Annotated in this window: 18 protein-coding genes; 14 read left to right on the top strand and 4 right to left on the bottom strand. The window is 58.7% G+C overall.

The annotated features are described in order from the left end of the window. Window positions 1-3: 3 nt before the first annotated feature. The 3 genes from atpD to ACGKZZ_RS02875 all read left to right on the top strand — a co-directional run bounded on the left by atpD (window position 4) and on the right by ACGKZZ_RS02875 (window position 2,416). A complete protein-coding gene (gene atpD, locus ACGKZZ_RS02865; RefSeq protein WP_411221921.1) occupies window positions 4-1,428 on the top strand; it encodes a F0F1 ATP synthase subunit beta in 1,425 nt (474 codons plus the stop codon). Window positions 1,429-1,509: 81 nt separating this feature from the next. Further along, entirely contained in the window at window positions 1,510-1,944 is a 435-nt protein-coding gene (locus ACGKZZ_RS02870; RefSeq protein ID WP_411221922.1) for a F0F1 ATP synthase subunit epsilon, read from the top strand. Window positions 1,945-2,065: 121 nt separating this feature from the next. Further along, window positions 2,066-2,416, top strand: a complete 351-nt coding sequence (locus ACGKZZ_RS02875; protein WP_411221923.1) for an H-type lectin domain-containing protein — start codon at window positions 2,066-2,068, stop codon at window positions 2,414-2,416. Window positions 2,417-2,574: 158 nt separating this feature from the next. Here the strand turns inward: ACGKZZ_RS02875 and ACGKZZ_RS02880 are convergent, their stop codons facing one another. Both ACGKZZ_RS02880 and ACGKZZ_RS02885 read right to left on the bottom strand, forming a co-directional pair. Then, window positions 2,575-3,405, bottom strand: coding sequence for a YdiY family protein (locus ACGKZZ_RS02880; RefSeq protein ID WP_411221924.1), 831 nt, complete (start codon window positions 3,403-3,405; stop codon window positions 2,575-2,577). A gap of 352 nt (window positions 3,406-3,757) precedes the next feature. Then, window positions 3,758-4,768 carry a ribose-phosphate pyrophosphokinase gene (locus ACGKZZ_RS02885; RefSeq protein ID WP_411221925.1) on the bottom strand — a complete coding sequence of 337 codons (1,011 nt, stop codon included), beginning with the start codon at window positions 4,766-4,768 and terminating at the stop codon, window positions 3,758-3,760. Between the two features lie 103 nt (window positions 4,769-4,871). On the opposite strand from ACGKZZ_RS02885, the gene ACGKZZ_RS02890 reads away from it, so the two are divergent. The 9 genes from ACGKZZ_RS02890 to rpsO all read left to right on the top strand — a co-directional run bounded on the left by ACGKZZ_RS02890 (window position 4,872) and on the right by rpsO (window position 10,556). Then, window positions 4,872-5,471, top strand: coding sequence for a 2-hydroxychromene-2-carboxylate isomerase (locus ACGKZZ_RS02890; protein WP_411221926.1), 600 nt, complete (start codon window positions 4,872-4,874; stop codon window positions 5,469-5,471). A gap of 5 nt (window positions 5,472-5,476) precedes the next feature. Then, window positions 5,477-6,328 (top strand): alpha/beta fold hydrolase, encoded by an 852-nt coding sequence (locus tag ACGKZZ_RS02895; RefSeq protein ID WP_411221927.1) that lies wholly within the window; start codon window positions 5,477-5,479, stop codon window positions 6,326-6,328. 18 nt (window positions 6,329-6,346) lie between these two features. Then, window positions 6,347-7,270, top strand: a complete 924-nt coding sequence (locus ACGKZZ_RS02900) for a tetratricopeptide repeat protein (RefSeq protein ID WP_411221928.1) — start codon at window positions 6,347-6,349, stop codon at window positions 7,268-7,270. Between the two features lie 27 nt (window positions 7,271-7,297). Further along, window positions 7,298-7,942: an LON peptidase substrate-binding domain-containing protein gene (locus ACGKZZ_RS02905; RefSeq protein ID WP_411221929.1), complete on the top strand. Its 645-nt coding sequence runs from the start codon at window positions 7,298-7,300 to the stop codon at window positions 7,940-7,942. Further along, complete coding sequence (locus ACGKZZ_RS02910; RefSeq protein ID WP_411221930.1) at window positions 7,939-8,124, top strand: Trm112 family protein; 186 nt, start codon at window positions 7,939-7,941, stop codon at window positions 8,122-8,124. The genes ACGKZZ_RS02905 and ACGKZZ_RS02910 overlap by 4 nt, the downstream gene beginning before the upstream one ends. Window positions 8,125-8,196: 72 nt before the next feature. Next, window positions 8,197-9,105 carry a tRNA pseudouridine(55) synthase TruB gene (gene truB, locus ACGKZZ_RS02915; RefSeq protein ID WP_411221931.1) on the top strand — a complete coding sequence of 303 codons (909 nt, stop codon included), beginning with the start codon at window positions 8,197-8,199 and terminating at the stop codon, window positions 9,103-9,105. Continuing rightward, window positions 9,102-9,638, top strand: coding sequence for a DUF1643 domain-containing protein (locus ACGKZZ_RS02920; RefSeq protein WP_411221932.1), 537 nt, complete (start codon window positions 9,102-9,104; stop codon window positions 9,636-9,638). Before truB ends, ACGKZZ_RS02920 begins: the two co-directional genes overlap by 4 nt. Window positions 9,639-9,742: 104 nt before the next feature. Next, window positions 9,743-10,159, top strand: a complete 417-nt coding sequence (locus ACGKZZ_RS02925) for a hypothetical protein (RefSeq protein ID WP_411221933.1) — start codon at window positions 9,743-9,745, stop codon at window positions 10,157-10,159. Window positions 10,160-10,286: 127 nt separating this feature from the next. Continuing rightward, window positions 10,287-10,556, top strand: coding sequence for a 30S ribosomal protein S15 (rpsO, locus tag ACGKZZ_RS02930; protein ID WP_411221934.1), 270 nt, complete (start codon window positions 10,287-10,289; stop codon window positions 10,554-10,556). A gap of 81 nt (window positions 10,557-10,637) precedes the next feature. On the opposite strand, the gene ACGKZZ_RS02935 is transcribed toward rpsO, so the two are convergent. Continuing rightward, window positions 10,638-11,327 (bottom strand): nitroreductase family protein, encoded by a 690-nt coding sequence (locus ACGKZZ_RS02935; RefSeq protein WP_411222197.1) that lies wholly within the window; start codon window positions 11,325-11,327, stop codon window positions 10,638-10,640. 263 nt (window positions 11,328-11,590) lie between these two features. Here ACGKZZ_RS02935 and pnp point away from each other — a divergent pair, with 263 nt between their 5' ends. Continuing rightward, the gene (gene pnp, locus ACGKZZ_RS02940) at window positions 11,591-13,732 is read left to right on the top strand and encodes a polyribonucleotide nucleotidyltransferase (RefSeq protein ID WP_411221935.1); all 2,142 of its coding nucleotides are present in this window, start codon (window positions 11,591-11,593) and stop codon (window positions 13,730-13,732) included. An 80-nt stretch (window positions 13,733-13,812) separates the two neighbouring features. Then, on the top strand, window positions 13,813-14,352 hold the full coding sequence (locus ACGKZZ_RS02945; protein WP_411221936.1) for a CIA30 family protein: 540 nt from the start codon (window positions 13,813-13,815) through the stop codon (window positions 14,350-14,352). Window positions 14,353-14,530: 178 nt separating this feature from the next. Here ACGKZZ_RS02945 and ACGKZZ_RS02950 read toward each other — a convergent pair whose 3' ends face one another. Beyond that, window positions 14,531-15,217: a response regulator transcription factor gene (locus ACGKZZ_RS02950; protein ID WP_411221937.1), complete on the bottom strand. Its 687-nt coding sequence runs from the start codon at window positions 15,215-15,217 to the stop codon at window positions 14,531-14,533. Window positions 15,218-15,336: the final 119 nt, after the last annotated feature.

Here is a 15,336-nt window from a genome sequence, read left to right on the forward strand (position 1 = left end):
AACATGGCAAACGCAAAAGGCAAAATCACCCAGGTGATCGGCGCCGTCGTGGACGTTCAGTTCGACGACGAGCTGCCGGCGATCTTGAACTCGCTGACCACTGACAACAACGGCAAGACGCTGATCCTCGAAGTGGCGCAGCACCTTGGTGAAAACACGGTCCGCACCATCGCGATGGACGCTACCGAAGGCTTGGTGCGCGGTTCCGAAGTGACCGACACCGGCGCACCGATCCAGGTGCCGGTGGGCAAGGCAACTCTTGGCCGCATTTTGAACGTCACCGGCGATCCGGTTGACGAAAAGGGCCCGGTCAATACCGACGAGACCCGCGCGATCCACGGCGAAGCGCCGTCCTTCGCGGCGCAGTCGACCGAGACTGAAATCCTGACCACAGGCATTAAGGTGATCGACCTGCTCGCCCCCTACACCAAGGGTGGTAAGATCGGCCTCTTCGGCGGTGCCGGCGTGGGAAAGACGGTTCTCATCATGGAACTGATCAACAACATCGCCAAGGTGCACTCGGGTCTGTCCGTGTTCGCCGGTGTGGGTGAGCGGACGCGCGAAGGCAACGACCTCTATCACGAGATGATCGAATCCGGCGTGATCGTTCCCGACAACATGGAAGAGAGCAAAATTGCCCTCGTCTATGGCCAGATGAACGAGCCTCCCGGAGCGCGTATGCGCGTTGCCCTGTCCGGCCTGACACTTGCCGAGCAGTTCCGCGACGAATCCGGGTCCGACGTTCTGTTCTTCGTCGACAACATCTTCCGCTTCACGCAGGCCGGTTCCGAGGTGTCCGCGCTTTTGGGTCGCATCCCGTCCGCTGTGGGCTACCAGCCGACACTGGCCACCGACATGGGCGCGATGCAGGAACGCATCTCCTCGACCAAGAACGGTTCGATCACCTCCGTTCAGGCCGTCTACGTGCCTGCGGACGACCTCACCGACCCGGCACCTGCGACATCCTTTGCGCACCTTGACGCGACAACGGTTCTGGACCGTGCGATTTCGGAAAAAGGCATTTACCCGGCTGTGGACCCGCTTGGTTCAACGTCGCGTCTGCTCGATCCGCTGATCATCGGTGAAGAGCACTACAAGGTTGCGACCGACGTGCAGCAGGTGCTTCAGCGCTACAAGTCGCTTCAGGACATCATCGCGATTCTGGGCATGGACGAATTGTCGGAAGATGACAAACTGGCCGTGGCGCGCGCCCGCAAGATCGAGCGTTTCCTGAGCCAGCCCTTCGACGTCGCCAAGGTGTTCACCGGGTCCGACGGCATCCAGGTGCCGCTGGAAGATACGATTGCGTCATTCAAAGCGGTTGTGGCTGGCGAGTATGACCATCTTCCCGAAGGCGCGTTCTACATGGTCGGCGGCATCGAAGATGTGAAGGCCAAGGCCGAGAAAATGGCGGCTGACGCGGCCTAATGGCTCAACCGTCCTCGCGGAGATTTTCGCGAGGACGCCCGCAAGGGCAGACACGCGTGTGACCCGAAAAGGAATTCACAGATGGCAGATACAATGCAATTCGATCTGGTCAGCCCCGAGCGCAGCCTGATGTCGGCGCAGGTCAAATCCGTGCAGCTTCCGGGTGCGGATGGCGACATGACGGCGATGCCGAACCATGCGCCGGTGATCACAACCTTGCGCCCCGGCGTCCTGAAGGTCGAGACCGAAAAAGGCACCGAAGAATTCGTCGTCACAGGCGGCTTTGCAGAGCTGGGCGAGAGCCTTTCGGTTCTGGCTGAGCGCGCGGTTCCGCGCGGCGATGTGGACCAGGCGACGTATGAAGCGATGGTCGATGAGGCCCAGACCTCTTATTACCAGACCAAGGAAACATTCAAGAACGAGCCCGGCCCTGTTGATGACGCGGCCAAGCTGCTGGCTGACATGGTCGCCGTTGGCACCCATATCGGGCTGTCTCCGAAACAACCGTCGCTCTGACAGCGCCAACGGTTCGAACGATCTTGGGCTCCGCAGAAATGCGGGGCTTTTTTCATTTTTTCCGGCTGCGCTCTGCGGTATGGGTCGGGTTCTGGCCCGGCTGGGCTCATGGGGCGATGACATGCAGATTATCAGCAGTGCTCGGGTTGGGATCGCCCAAGGGTCGGTCAATCTGTTTTCAGATTTCGAGGAAGGCGGCGAGATGTGGACCGGGCAGGGAACGCGCGTCCGGCGCCAAAAGGTTGTCTTTGAGCAGCCGTTTACCGCCCCTCCCGTCGTGCATGTCGCCTTGACCCTTTGGGATATGGACACAGCCCATAACGTGCGTGCCGATTTGGGTGCGGAGAATGTTACGGCCAGCGGGTTCGAGGCTGTGTTCTGCACCTGGCTTGACACACGGGTTGCACGGGTGCGGATTTCCTGGATGGCGGTCGGCGCAGTATCGGGAGAGGATGACTGGGACGTCATCTAAGGTCGATTGCTCATAGTCTCTGATGACTGATCGCTGCGCGCGATCAAGCCGTTACCCCTCGCGACCGCCCTGACCGGCGTGAAAATGGGCAGCAGCTTGCGCTGCCGCCCTTTTACATGTGCCTGGCTCGCATGAGGTACGAGTAAGCTCAACTCAACTTAGTTGAAGGAATAGACCAGCGACAGACCGATGGTGTTGTCGGTGTCTTTGAAACCCGGCTCCGGATCGGTGTGATGCTCGGTCAGGATGCTCGTGCGCAGCGCGAGGGTATTGGTCATCGCGACGCTCAGCGCCAGATCGTTATAGATTACGGTGTCCCGCGACGACGTGACGATGTCGGTGTCGTTGGTCAGGTACACGGTTTCCGTCAGCTTTTGCGCATAGTCGGACGAAATGCCAAACGCCTCTTCGTTGATGTCACGACCGACATCGCTGATTTCAGCAAAACGGTAGCCCGGACCGGCCTGGATCGACCATTGACGGTTGGGTTCGTTGAAGATGCGGTAGCCAGCACCGAGGATCAGAAAGGTGTCTGTCTCGAAGGCAGAGAATTCATCGACCGACCCCTGAAGCTTTGCAAAACCAAAGACCTTGGGATTGAAATCGCGGGTGTATTCGAGGCCATAGAACAGGCTCTCTTCGGTTTTCTTACCGTCGTCTTCGCCGTAAACATAGCTCAACTGAAGCTCGTAGCCGTTCGGTCCCTGAACGTAGTTCAGATCAGAACCGATCCCGACGTCGAGGCTGTCGGTGTTGCCAGTGCTGCCGAGAGCGCGCAGCGCGAAAGAGCCGGTGAAGCCCTGCGGGCGCCCTTCGTTGCCAAACCGGGTGATGTCACGCTCGGCATCGTCTTCGATGTCTTCGAGCAGATCTTCGTTGCGGTCTGCGGCGACGTTGGTGCCGGTAAAGACGTTTTGTGCGGAAGCAACCGACGCGAGGGACGTTGCGAGAATGACAGCGCCCAGTGCGGCGCGGGTAGGCGTGTTCATATCGGCATTCCTTAAGATATTAGGGTGCAGAAAATCTCTGCATGGCGCCCATCTAGCGGAATTTCCGATCACGGTACGAAGTACATTTGTTGGGTTCCCGGATGACGAAAAAACCCGGCAGAATCCACACATCGGCGACAAGGCGCGCATGGAAAAGCAAGCGATAACAATGAAGCGAATACCGCCAGAGATTGTGCCGCGATTAATTTTTCACGCTGACTTGAACTTGTCGCGTTTAGACATGTTTGTGAAAAGCATGTTTTAAGCCGCCTCATCGCAGGCGTTGCCTGCCAGGGCCCAGGCGAACCAGTCCAAATCGATTCGTTCGCCCGGATGAATAACGACCGTCGCTTTACAGGATGCCTTCATAGATCGGGCCAAGCGTGTCGGTCTCAAACAGGGACGACACCGATGTTCCGTTCCAGATGTTGAGGATTGCTTGAGCAAACATGGGAGCGGTCGGAACGATGCGAATGTTCCGGGCCGCCGAGACGAATTCGGTGGGTTGGATAGAGTCGCTGATGACCAGCGATTTCATGACCGAATTGGTGATCCGCTCAACCGCTGGCCCGCTCAGGACCCCGTGGGTGATGTAGGAATGTACTTCTGTCGCGCCGTGCTCGATCAGAACTTCCGCGGCCTTGCACAGGGTTCCAGCAGTGTCGCAGATATCATCGACGATGATGCATTTCTTGCCGGTCACTTCGCCGATGACGGTCATCTCCGCAATCTCGCCGGGCTTTTCGCGGCGCTTGTCGACGATCGACAGCGGAGCGTTGATACGCTTGGCCAGTTCACGTGCACGGGCAACGCCGCCGACATCCGGAGAGACGACCATCAGATCGCTGGTGTCGTTTTTGAACTGGTTGAGAATATCGAGTGCAAAGATCGGTGACGCATAGAGGTTGTCGACAGGCATGTCGAAGAAACCCTGAATCTGCGCGGCGTGTAGGTCCATCGTCAAGACGCGTTCGATGCCCGCTTCGGCGATCATGTTGGCCACCAGCTTGGCGGTGATCGGGGTGCGCGCCTTGGTGCGGCGATCTTGTCGTGCATAACCGAAATACGGGATCACGGCGGTGATGCGCGCCGCCGAGGAGCGGCGCAGCGCGTCCGACATGATGAGCAGTTCCATCAGGTTGTCGTTGGCCGGGTTCGAGGTCGGCTGGATGATGAACATGTCCTCGCCTCGGACGTTTTCGTAAACCTCGACGAATACTTCCTGATCGTTGAACCGTTCGACCCGCGCATTCACCAGCCCGATGTTCATGCCGCGATACATCGACATGCGCCGCGCGATCCCTTTGGCGAGCGGTAAATTCGCGTTGCCCGAAATCAGTTTGGGTTCATCAAGGCTGGGCATCAGGGGCGCTCCATAAAGGAAATAAATGACAGATTCGTGACGTTGCGCTCGCCTTAGCATGGGCCTACCGTCCGGCAAACCCACTAGCCCGGAGTTCAGCCAGATGCCTCACATTGATTACTTTTTCTCAACACTTTCGCCCTACACCTATCTTGCCGGGACGCGGATGGAGGAGGTTGCGGAAAGACACGGCGCGACGATCACGTATAAACCGTTGGATGTCATGGCGTTGTTCGCGCGCACAGGGGGAACGCCGCCCAATGAACGCCACCCAAGCCGTATGGAACTCCGGGCGCAGGAATTGGTGCGTCAGGCGAAAAAGCACAACATGCCGTTGAATCTCAAGCCTGCGCATTGGCCGACAAATGCAGCCCCAACGTCTTATGCGATCATTGCAGCGCAGACCGCCGGCGGTGGCGATCTTGCGCGGTTGGTGCATGGATATCTCAAGGCGGTTTGGGCGGACGAGGCCGACATTGCCGAAGATGACGTGGTGCGAGCGGGCTTGTCCGACGCCGGCTTTGATCCGGCGCTGGCAGACAGCGGTTTGTTGAGCGGAGCCGAGACCTACGCTGCCAATCAGGAGGAAGCGGTGGCGCGGGGCGTGTTTGGCGCGCCGTTCTATATCACCGACACCGACGAGCGTTTCTGGGGGCAGGACCGGATCGACGATCTCGATCTGCATCTGGCGGGCAAGCTCTGATGCCAATGGGCGTCAAGGCTGGATTTCCGGTCTATTGGCGAACCTTTGGCGACGGGGAAGAGCCGGCGCTGCTATTGCATTGCGGATTGGCGCATTCCGGAGCGTGGGCACGCCTGGCCGCGCTTTTGGCGGATCGCTTGACGATGATCGCGCCGGATATGCCCGGACACGGGCACAGCGGCGATTGGGATCCGGCGTATGATCTGCACGACCAGATCACCGCGATCGCGCGCGACTGTCTGGGGCAGGGCGGCCATGTGATCGGTCACAGCTTTGGCGCAACCGTGGCGCTTCGGTTGGCGATAGAGATGCCCGAGCGGGTTTGCAGCCTGACGCTGATCGAGCCGGTCCTGTTTGCGGCGGCGAAAGAAAGTGATCCGATGGTTTTCCAGAGGTATCTCGAAACTATGCAGGGCGTGAACCACGCGATGGACCGCGAAGACTGGGCCGAGGCGGCGCGGCTCTTCACCGCGCTTTGGGGTGACGGACGGTCATGGGATACGCTTTCGGACAAGGAGCGCCGGACCTTTGCGGAGCAGGTTCCGTTTGTTCGACAGACCGAGGGACATTTGGAGGATGACGGTGCCGGATTGCTGGATGCAGGCCGCTTGGAGGGTATCGCCTGTCCGGTAATGTTGCTGCGCGGAGCCGAGACGTTGCCCATCATCAGTGCGGTTCACGCGACGTTGCAGCGGCGTATTCCTGTGGCGCATGAACATGTTATCGGAGGCGCAGGCCATATGGCCCCGATCACTCATCCCGAACCTGTCGCGCGCCGGATCAAGGCGCTGCTCGACGCGGCGCCCCCTTGCAAGACGGCAGGTGGTGCGCCATTTACCGAAGCAATGAGACGTTAGCGGCCACAGGAGACTGGTATGATCGAACTCGGACAAAGCCCCAATGATGCCGACCTGATCAAGGATGTGTCACAAGAGGCCTTCATGGCCGAGGTTGTCGAAGGCAGCATGAACGGACCGGTGATCGTTGATTTCTGGGCGCCGTGGTGTGGGCCGTGCAAGACATTGGGCCCTCAACTCGAAGCGGCGGTTCGCTCTGCGCGCGGTGCGGTGCGGATGGTCAAACTCAACGTTGATGAGTCACAGGAACTGGTGCAGGCCTTGGGCCAGCAAGGGTTGCCGATCCAGTCGATCCCGACGGTGATTGCCTTTGTGCAAGGGCGACCGGTCGATATGTTCCAGGGGGCGAAATCGCCTTCCGAGTTGAAGGTGTTCGTCGATAAGGTGATCGAAGCGGCGGGCGGCGAGACCGGAAACGGGCTGGATGATGCTGTCGAGGCGGCTGAGGAAATGCTCGACACGGGTGCGGCTGTCGATGCGATCCAGACATTTTCGGCGGTGCTGGAAGAAGAGCCGCACCACGCGCGGGCCTATGCGGGGTTGGTGCGGGCCAATCTGGCGATTGGCGAAGTCGAGCAGGCCGAGGCCATTTTGAACGGCGCGCCGGCGGAAATTTCTGAAAGCGCAGAGATCGAAGCGGCTCACGCACAGCTTCTCTTGGCCAAACAAGCCAACAATTCCGGCCCGGTGACAGAGTTGCAGGCGAAGGTCGATGCAAATGCAGACGACCATCAGGCGCGGTTCGATCTGGCGCAGGCGCTTTATGCATCGGGCGATGGTCAGGCAGCGGTCGATCATCTGCTGGAACTGTTCCGGCGTGATCGTGAATGGAATGACGGTGCCGCCAAGACGCAGCTGATGACAATCTTCGAGGCGCTCAAGCCGAATGATCCCGTCGCGTTGAACGGGCGGCGACGTTTAAGCTCGATGATATTTGCCTGAACCGTTCAGGGGGCTACGTCCTGAGCCATGACAAGAGTCCATGAATTACCGGGGTCAATCCCCGTGTTCCCGCTACCCGGGGCGCTTTTGCTGCCACGGGCGCGGTTGCCCCTGCACCTGTTTGAGCCGCGCTATCTTCAGATGCTGGAAGATGCGATGAAAACGCCCGCCAGATTGATTGGCATGGTGCAACCCTATGCCCGACCCAACGGCGGCGAAGACGCGCTGCACCTCATTGGCTGTGCCGGGCGCATCACACAGTTTTCGGAAACCGAAGACGGCCGCTACATGATCACGCTCAGCGGGATCTCAAGGTTTCGCCTTGGCGACGAGGTGAAAGGCTTTACGCCGTACCGGAAGTTCGAAGTGAACTGGGATGGATTTGACCGCGACCAAGGGGGCCCGGAACACGATCGCGGGTTTGATCGTGACGCCTTTCTTGACCTTCTCGACAGATATTTCGACGCGCGCGATCTTTCGGCCGATTGGCCGACCTTGAAAGAGGCCGACGATGAATTGCTGATCAACTCGCTGTCCATGCTGCTTGATTTCGAGCCCGAGGAAAAGCAGGCTCTGCTGGAAGCACCCTCGCTCTCGACGCGGCGAGAGACTTTGATAACGTTGATCGAATACGCCCTCAGAGGCGGTCAGTCCGAGGATATTTTGCAATGAACCAAGAGAGTGCCGGATTCGATCGCAAGATGCTTGAGGCGCTTGTTTGTCCACAGACGCAAGGACGCCTTGATTACGATGCCGAGAGGCAAGAGTTGATCAGCCGCAGTGCCCATCTCGCCTATCCGATCCGCGATGGCATCCCGATCATGCTGATTGACGAGGCGCGCGAAATCGACTGACGCTCAAGCCGAGAATTGACAGGTCGAACCGCCTGCGATACCTCGCCGGTCTTTCATCTAGGCGAGGGCATCATGGGACGCAAACGCAAGGGGCGCGATATTTCCGGTTGGCTGGTGGTCGATAAACCCGCCGGGCCGACCTCGACCGCTGTCGTGAACAAGGTGCGCTGGGCGCTCGATGCCAAGAAGGCGGGTCATGCGGGAACGCTCGATCCGGACGCAACCGGAATTCTTGCCGTAGCGCTGGGTGAGGCGACGAAGACCGTGCCCTACATCACCGACGCGTTGAAAGCCTACAGGTTCACCGTGCGCTGGGGGCAGGCGACCCGCACTGATGACGCTGAAGGCGACGTCATCGCCACGTCCGATCTGCGTCCGACGGATGACGAAATCAAGGAAGCGTTGCACGGCTTTGTCGGAGATATCGAGCAGGTCCCACCGCAATTCTCGGCCGTGAAGATTGATGGGGAGCGCGCCTATAAACGCGCCCGCGACGGCGAGGAAATGGAATTGTCCGCGCGCCCGCTTTGGGTGGAAGAACTGACCCTGCTCGATCGGCCCGATGCTGATCATGCTGAACTTGAACTGGTGTGCGGCAAGGGCGGGTATGTCCGCTCGATCGCCCGCGATCTGGGTGAAACACTTGGGTGTTATGGCCATGTTCTGCACTTGCGGCGCACCTGGTCCGGGCCGTTTGACGCCGGAGATGCGCTGACACTCGAACAGATCGAGACGATGGCGCGCACGCCCGAACTCGACGCGCATCTGCGCCCGGTGGCGGAAGGTCTGGTCGAGTTGCCGGAAGTGTCCTGCTCTGCTGAAGCGGCGGTCAAGCTGCGCAACGGAAATCCGGCGATGGTTGTGGCGTCGGGGCTCGAGTATGGCGAAGAATGCTGGGTGTCGCATGACGGCGAACCGGTTGCGGTGGGCCGCTACAAATCGGGCGAAGTGCACCCCACGCGGGTTTTTGTCACTGCGTGACCGACTTGCCGGCAAACCTGTGCGACCGATTGGTGTGCCGCACGCATGAGGGTGAAGACTGCGTTTCGCGGGTGTGGTATTCGCCATGCGGTCACTATCGCTACGGGCTGTCGCGGCTTTGGAATGCAGATCAGCGGTCGGTCTTGTTCATCATGTTGAACCCCTCCACGGCGGATGAACATCGCAACGATCCAACTGTCGCGCGCTGCGAGACACGGGCGCGGCGCATGGGGTTCGGGGCGGTGATGATTGCCAATATCTTTGCCTTTCGCGCCACGAAACCCGCCGATCTGAAACGTGCGGCAGAGCCTGTGGGGCCGTTCAATGATGCGGTCCTGGAGCATTGGTCGGATCGCGCGGGCCTGATCATTGCGGCATGGGGAGCACATGGTGCATATCAAGGACGCGCATTGACGGTTGCAAGGCGGTTGCCCGCCGCTGCGCATCATCTGGGCCTGACGAAGCACGGCCATCCGAGGCATCCGCTTTATGTGTCTTTCGACACCGCGCCTGTGGCTTGGCAAGAGCGATAAACGTTCGAATTTTACAGGCATTCGTTTCCGAATTGCGCGCGCGAAAACCGCTCGTTTACTTTTTGTGCCTAACGTTTGTGACATCACTCACGGCGTAGGTTGTCATGATTTATTTTTCGCTCTGTCTTTTGGGCCTTTTCTGTTTTTCCCGCATCACCTTTGCAGAACCGCGCCGGGCTGCTGTTCTGGATCGATCCGTCTACCGCACGCCGCCACCCGATTGGCCCGACGTTCCAATCACGTCGCTGGGCCTTTTTCAGCCGTTGGGACGTATCAATACACCCGTCATGCAACCGATCTTGCCGACGCGGCTCTACTCTTTCGAAGAGGCGCAGGACTTCGTGCTGCAACAGGCGGATCTGGCATCGTCACGCGCGCCGGAAATCACTCTGCGCCTTTCCGAACTGGGCGGTCCGGAGTGGACAGACATCCTTCTGGATGGCGAGGTGAGAGCGCAGGTGAGCACTGCAGAACTGACATCAAGCGCCCGCGCTTCAAACGCACGCGGGCAAGCGGTATGAGGGGGTTTCCAATCGCATGGGAATTGCCTATACGCGCGCATCTGCCTGCTGGCAGAGATTCTCCATGGGCCTTGCTGGACGACATCCCGGCTTGCGCCATCACTCTAACCTTCGAAAGGGGACCCCGATGTCGATTACCGTTGAAGAAAAGAACCGCCTGATCAAGGAATTTGCAACCAAGGAAGGCGACACTGGTTCGCCCGAAGTACAGGTCGCGATCCTGACCAGCCGGATTTCCACACTGACCGAGCATTTCAAGACCCACAAGAAAGACAACCACTCGCGTCGTGGTCTGCTCAAGCTTGTGGCTCTGCGTCGTAAGCTCTTGGATTACACCAAGGCGAAAGACGAAGCGCGCTATCAGGATTTGATCAAGCGTCTTGGTATCCGCCGTTAAGGCCAAGAAATCGCGGTAAAGGAAAACGCCCGCCGATAGCGCGGGCGTTTTTCGTTTTGGGTACAGATGGTTGGCACGATATCACCGAACGCTGAGGATCTCGTCCAGCGGTTTTTTGATCTTTGCGGCCTTGGGGATTTTCGCATCGCGTGCGGCGTGCCCAACAGCTAGGATCATCGTTGGTTTTTCTGAAGCGGGTCGGTCGAGCGCGTGGTTCAGGAACTTCATCGGGTTGGGAGTGTGAGTCAGCGTCACCAGCCCCGCATGATGCAGCGCAGCGATCAGGAAACCCGTCGCGATGCCGACGCTTTCAGGGACATAATAATTCTTGAATCGCGTACCGTCGTCAAATTCTCCATAGCGCTGGGCGAAGACGACGATCAACCAAGCGGCATCGGTCAGATGCGGCTTATCGGCTGTCGTGCCGATCGGCTCAAGCGCCTTTAGCCATTCGTCACCGCCCCCACCGGCGTAGAATTTTTGCTCCTCTTCTTCGGCGGCTGCTCGGATTTGGGCCTTGATCGCCGGGTCCGAGATCGCCACGAAATGCCATGGCTGGTGATTGGCCCCCGACGGTGCGGTTCCGGCGGTGCGGATGCAATCTTCTATCACAACGCGGGGGACGGGGCGCTGTTCGTAATCACGCACCGAATGACGGGTTTTCATGTGTTCATAGAACGCTTTGGCCGCAGCGCGCATGGCAGCGTCGGTCAGGTCTGACCGGTCCGGCAGGTCAATGGCTTCATGTGCGATCTGGTCGCGTGCAAACATGGTGGTCCCTATCCTCGATAGTGCAATAAATGGCGTTGGTTTTTTCCTATCACGCAATGTTGCGGACAGGCGAGACGTGGTTTTACGACGCCAGAGTTTAACGTGGTTTCCAAAGCCGCCCAAATCCTGTAAGGCGCGTGCATCTGAGACGTGACGCTTCGATCCCGGCGCATGACAGGATGAAAGGGATCGGCGGCAATGGGGCCGCCATGTGATATCGGGAGACCCGGAGGGCCGGGAGTGCTCCCTAACAGGAAACGATGATGTTCAAAACGACAACGAAGACGATGCAGTGGGGCGAAGAGACGCTCACATTGGAAACGGGCAAGGTGGCCCGTCAGGCCGATGGCAGCGTGATCGCGACCCTCGGCGAAACCTCGGTGATGGCAAACGTGACGTTCGCCAAACAACCCAAGCCCGGTCAGGATTTCTTTCCGCTGACCGTGCACTATCAAGAGAAATACTATGCCGCCGGTAAGGTGCCGGGCGGTTTCTTCAAGCGCGAGGCGCGCCCCACCGAAAAGGAAACGCTGACCGCGCGTCTGATCGATCGACCGATCCGTCCGCTGTTCGTGCCGGGCTTCAAACACGAAGTTCTGGTCATGTGCACCGTTCTGTCGCACGATCTCGTCAACGACCCTGATGTTGTCGCCATGATCGCCGCGTCTGCCGCTTTGACCATTTCGGGCGCGCCCTTCATGGGGCCGATCGCATGCTGCCGTGTCGGGTATTCCGAAGGCGAATACATCCTCAACCCCGATGTCGAGGATATGGATCAGCTGCGCAACAACCCCGATCAGCGGCTTGATCTGGTTGTCGCGGGCACCAAAGACGCCGTGATGATGGTGGAATCCGAAGCCTACGAGCTGACCGAGGAAGAGATGCTCGGTGCGGTGACCTTCGCGCATGAGCAGATCCAGCCGGTGATCGACCTGATTATTTCGCTGGCAGAAGAAGCCGCGAAAGAGCCGTTCGATTTCCAGCCGCCGGATTACGCGATCCTCTATGCGGATGTGAAAAAGTATGGCGAAGACAAGGTTCGCGCGGCGTACGCGATCAATGACAAGCAGGAACGCACCGCAGCGGTGGCGCAGGCCAAGGCCGATATCAAGGATGCCCTGAACGAAGAGCAGCTTGAAGATCCGAACCTCGGTGCCGCACTCAAGAAGCTTGAGGCAGAAGTCCTGCGCGGCGACGTCGTCAAGAGCGGCAAGCGCATCGACGGCCGTGCCCTCAACGAAGTGCGCGATATCGTGTGCGAAACCGGTTTCCTGCCCAGGACACATGGCTCGGCACTGTTCACACGTGGTGAAACGCAAGGCCTCGTCGTGACCACTCTGGGCACCGGCGACGACGAGCAGATTATCGACGCGCTGCACGGCAATTACCGGTCGAACTTCCTGTTGCACTACAACTTCCCTCCCTATTCGGTTGGCGAAGCGGGTCGCGTGGGCCCTCCGGGACGTCGCGAGATCGGTCACGGCAAGCTGGCTTGGCGTGCCCTTCAGGCGGTTTTGCCGGCTGCAACGGATTTCCCTTACACCATCCGCGTCGTATCCGAGATCACTGAATCCAACGGATCCAGCTCGATGGCGTCGGTCTGCGGCGGGTCGCTGTCGATGATGGATGCGGGCGTTCCGCTGAAATCCGCGGTGGCCGGTGTTGCGATGGGTCTGATCCTCGAAGAAGATGGCTCTTACGCGGTTTTGACCGATATCCTTGGTGACGAAGACCATCTGGGCGATATGGATTTCAAGGTTGCGGGCACCGAAAACGGCATCACTTCCTTGCAGATGGACATCAAGGTCGCGGGCATCACACCCGAGATCATGAAAAAGGCGCTGGCTCAGGCGAAAGAGGGTCGGTTGCACATTCTTGGCGAGATGAACAAGGCGCTGACCGGTGCTGCGGACTTCTCGGTTCACGCGCCGCGCATCGAAACGATGCAGGTTCCAACCGACAAGATCCGTGAAGTCATCGGCTCGGGCGGCAAGGTGATCCGCGAGATCGTGGAAGTCTCGGGTGCCAAGGTCGACATCAATGATGACGGCATCATCAAGATCGCGTCCCCCAACGGCGAGGCCATCCAGAAAGCCTATGACATGATCTACTCGATCGTGGCAGAGCCAGAGGAAGGCCAGGTCTACAAGGGTAAAGTCGTGAAGATCGTCGATTTCGGCGCGTTCGTGAACTTCTTTGGCAAGCGTGACGGACTGGTCCATGTCAGCCAGATCGAGAACCGTCGCTTGAACCATCCGTCGGATGTGCTCAAGGAAGGTCAGGAAGTCTATGTGAAGCTTCTGGGCTTTGACGACCGTGGCAAGGTACGCCTTGCGATGAAGATGGTCGATCAGGCGACTGGCGAAGAAGTAGCGCCAGAGACCAAAAAAGAAGACGCCGAGTAAGGTTTTGCTCAGCGGTTGATCTCAAGGGTGTCCCGTCGGGGCACCCTTTTTTGTTTCTGGAGCAGCACTAGGTTTGGTGCATGAAACGGATTTTGGCGATTTTGATGGCGACATTCATGGCGGAGCAGGCGATGGCAGAGGTATTTGACGATTTCTCCGGCGAGGCAAAGGGCCGGTGGGATTTCGTGGCGGACGGCGTGATGGGGGGCGTATCCGATGGCGGAGCGACGATTTCCGGAGATGGGAAAGACGCTGTCCTGCACCTTACAGGTCAGGTCAGTACCGACAATAACGGTGGCTTCATTCAGGTGCGGCGGCGGTTTTCCGACGCGTGGCCGGAAGATGCCAAGGGCGTGTCCCTATCGGTGAAAGGCAACGGAGAGCGCTATTATGTGTTCTTGAAAACGCCTGACCTGTCCCGCGTTTGGTATTCGTATCGCGCGAGTTTTGTCGCCGGGAAAGACTGGACGCAGATACGGTTGCCTTTTGCCTCTTTCACTCCATCGCATGACAGCATGCCGCAATCCTTTTCACCTTCAGACGTCAACAGTATTGCAATCGTTGCCTATGGCGCGGACTTCGAGGCCGCGGTGTCTGTTGGAGAGATCAGGCTATACTGATCGGCGGTTTCCGCCGCGATTTGCGGCCTCTGTCAAAAAAAGACCCCGGAGCATTGTCCGGGGCCAAGTCCAACAGGGAGGTACATATGATGACCCGCATATGCGACGGGATTCCATGTGATCTTCGCTAAGGGTTTGTGTCCCCTGCATCTTTGATCTGGGTCAAAAACCCACCGTGTCAAGAGACCAGGCGATATCCACCGGATTCAGTCACCAACAGACGCGCGTTCGACGGGTCGGGTTCGATCTTTTGACGCAGACGGTAAATGTGGGTTTCGAGCGTATGGGTGGTGACACCCGCATTGTAACCCCAGACCTCGTGCAACAACGTATCGCGCGCGACCACACCGTCGGTTGAGCGGTAGAGGAATTTCAGAATATTCGTCTCTTTCTCGGTGAGGCGGATCTTCTTGTCGTCCTCGGTGATAAGCAGTTTCATCGACGGTTTGAAGGTGTAAGGCCCAAGCGTAAAGACGGCGTCCTCGGATTGCTCGTGCTGGCGCAACTGGGCGCGAATACGGGCCAGCAGGACGGGAAACTTGAACGGCTTGGTGACGTAATCGTTTGCGCCGGCATCCAAGCCCAGAATGGTGTCGGAATCCGAATCATGTCCGGTCAGCATGACAACCGGCGATTTGACACCTTGCTTGCGCATGAGGCGGCACAATTCGCGCCCGTCCGTGTCGGGAAGGCCGACATCGAGGATGACCAGATCGAAGAGCTGCTCTTTGACGCGCCCCATCGCGGCGGTGCCGCAATCGGCTTCGAACACTTCGAAATCTTCGGTCATCACCAATTGCTCGGCCAAGGCCTCTCGCAAATCGTCGTCGTCATCGACCAAAAGAATGTTTTTCAACTGTGCCATGCGGATCGTGCCTCCCTCGCTTTATCGTGACATGGTCCGTGCGTTGCACGGCGGCAAGAATTGCTGCAAGTGTCTCACGGCCTCGTGTATGCAGGGGGCAAATGTTTCATGATTTGGCA

The sequence above is a fragment of the Marivita sp. S2033 genome (assembly GCF_046592965.1).
Taxonomy (GTDB): domain Bacteria; phylum Pseudomonadota; class Alphaproteobacteria; order Rhodobacterales; family Rhodobacteraceae; genus Marivita.

Coding starts and splice junctions, on each gene's coding strand:
- atpD (WP_411221921.1), top strand. CDS start 4: ATGGCAAACGCAAAAGGCAAAATCACCCAGGTGATCGGCGCCGTCGTG.
- ACGKZZ_RS02870 (WP_411221922.1), top strand. CDS start 1,510: ATGGCAGATACAATGCAATTCGATCTGGTCAGCCCCGAGCGCAGCCTG.
- ACGKZZ_RS02875 (WP_411221923.1), top strand. CDS start 2,066: ATGCAGATTATCAGCAGTGCTCGGGTTGGGATCGCCCAAGGGTCGGTC.
- ACGKZZ_RS02880 (WP_411221924.1), bottom strand. CDS start 3,405: ATGAACACGCCTACCCGCGCCGCACTGGGCGCTGTCATTCTCGCAACG.
- ACGKZZ_RS02885 (WP_411221925.1), bottom strand. CDS start 4,768: ATGCCCAGCCTTGATGAACCCAAACTGATTTCGGGCAACGCGAATTTA.
- ACGKZZ_RS02890 (WP_411221926.1), top strand. CDS start 4,872: ATGCCTCACATTGATTACTTTTTCTCAACACTTTCGCCCTACACCTAT.
- ACGKZZ_RS02895 (WP_411221927.1), top strand. CDS start 5,477: ATGGGCGTCAAGGCTGGATTTCCGGTCTATTGGCGAACCTTTGGCGAC.
- ACGKZZ_RS02900 (WP_411221928.1), top strand. CDS start 6,347: ATGATCGAACTCGGACAAAGCCCCAATGATGCCGACCTGATCAAGGAT.
- ACGKZZ_RS02905 (WP_411221929.1), top strand. CDS start 7,298: ATGACAAGAGTCCATGAATTACCGGGGTCAATCCCCGTGTTCCCGCTA.
- ACGKZZ_RS02910 (WP_411221930.1), top strand. CDS start 7,939: ATGAACCAAGAGAGTGCCGGATTCGATCGCAAGATGCTTGAGGCGCTT.
- truB (WP_411221931.1), top strand. CDS start 8,197: ATGGGACGCAAACGCAAGGGGCGCGATATTTCCGGTTGGCTGGTGGTC.
- ACGKZZ_RS02925 (WP_411221933.1), top strand. CDS start 9,743: ATGATTTATTTTTCGCTCTGTCTTTTGGGCCTTTTCTGTTTTTCCCGC.
- rpsO (WP_411221934.1), top strand. CDS start 10,287: ATGTCGATTACCGTTGAAGAAAAGAACCGCCTGATCAAGGAATTTGCA.
- ACGKZZ_RS02935 (WP_411222197.1), bottom strand. CDS start 11,327: ATGTTTGCACGCGACCAGATCGCACATGAAGCCATTGACCTGCCGGAC.
- pnp (WP_411221935.1), top strand. CDS start 11,591: ATGTTCAAAACGACAACGAAGACGATGCAGTGGGGCGAAGAGACGCTC.
- ACGKZZ_RS02945 (WP_411221936.1), top strand. CDS start 13,813: ATGAAACGGATTTTGGCGATTTTGATGGCGACATTCATGGCGGAGCAG.
- ACGKZZ_RS02950 (WP_411221937.1), bottom strand. CDS start 15,217: ATGGCACAGTTGAAAAACATTCTTTTGGTCGATGACGACGACGATTTG.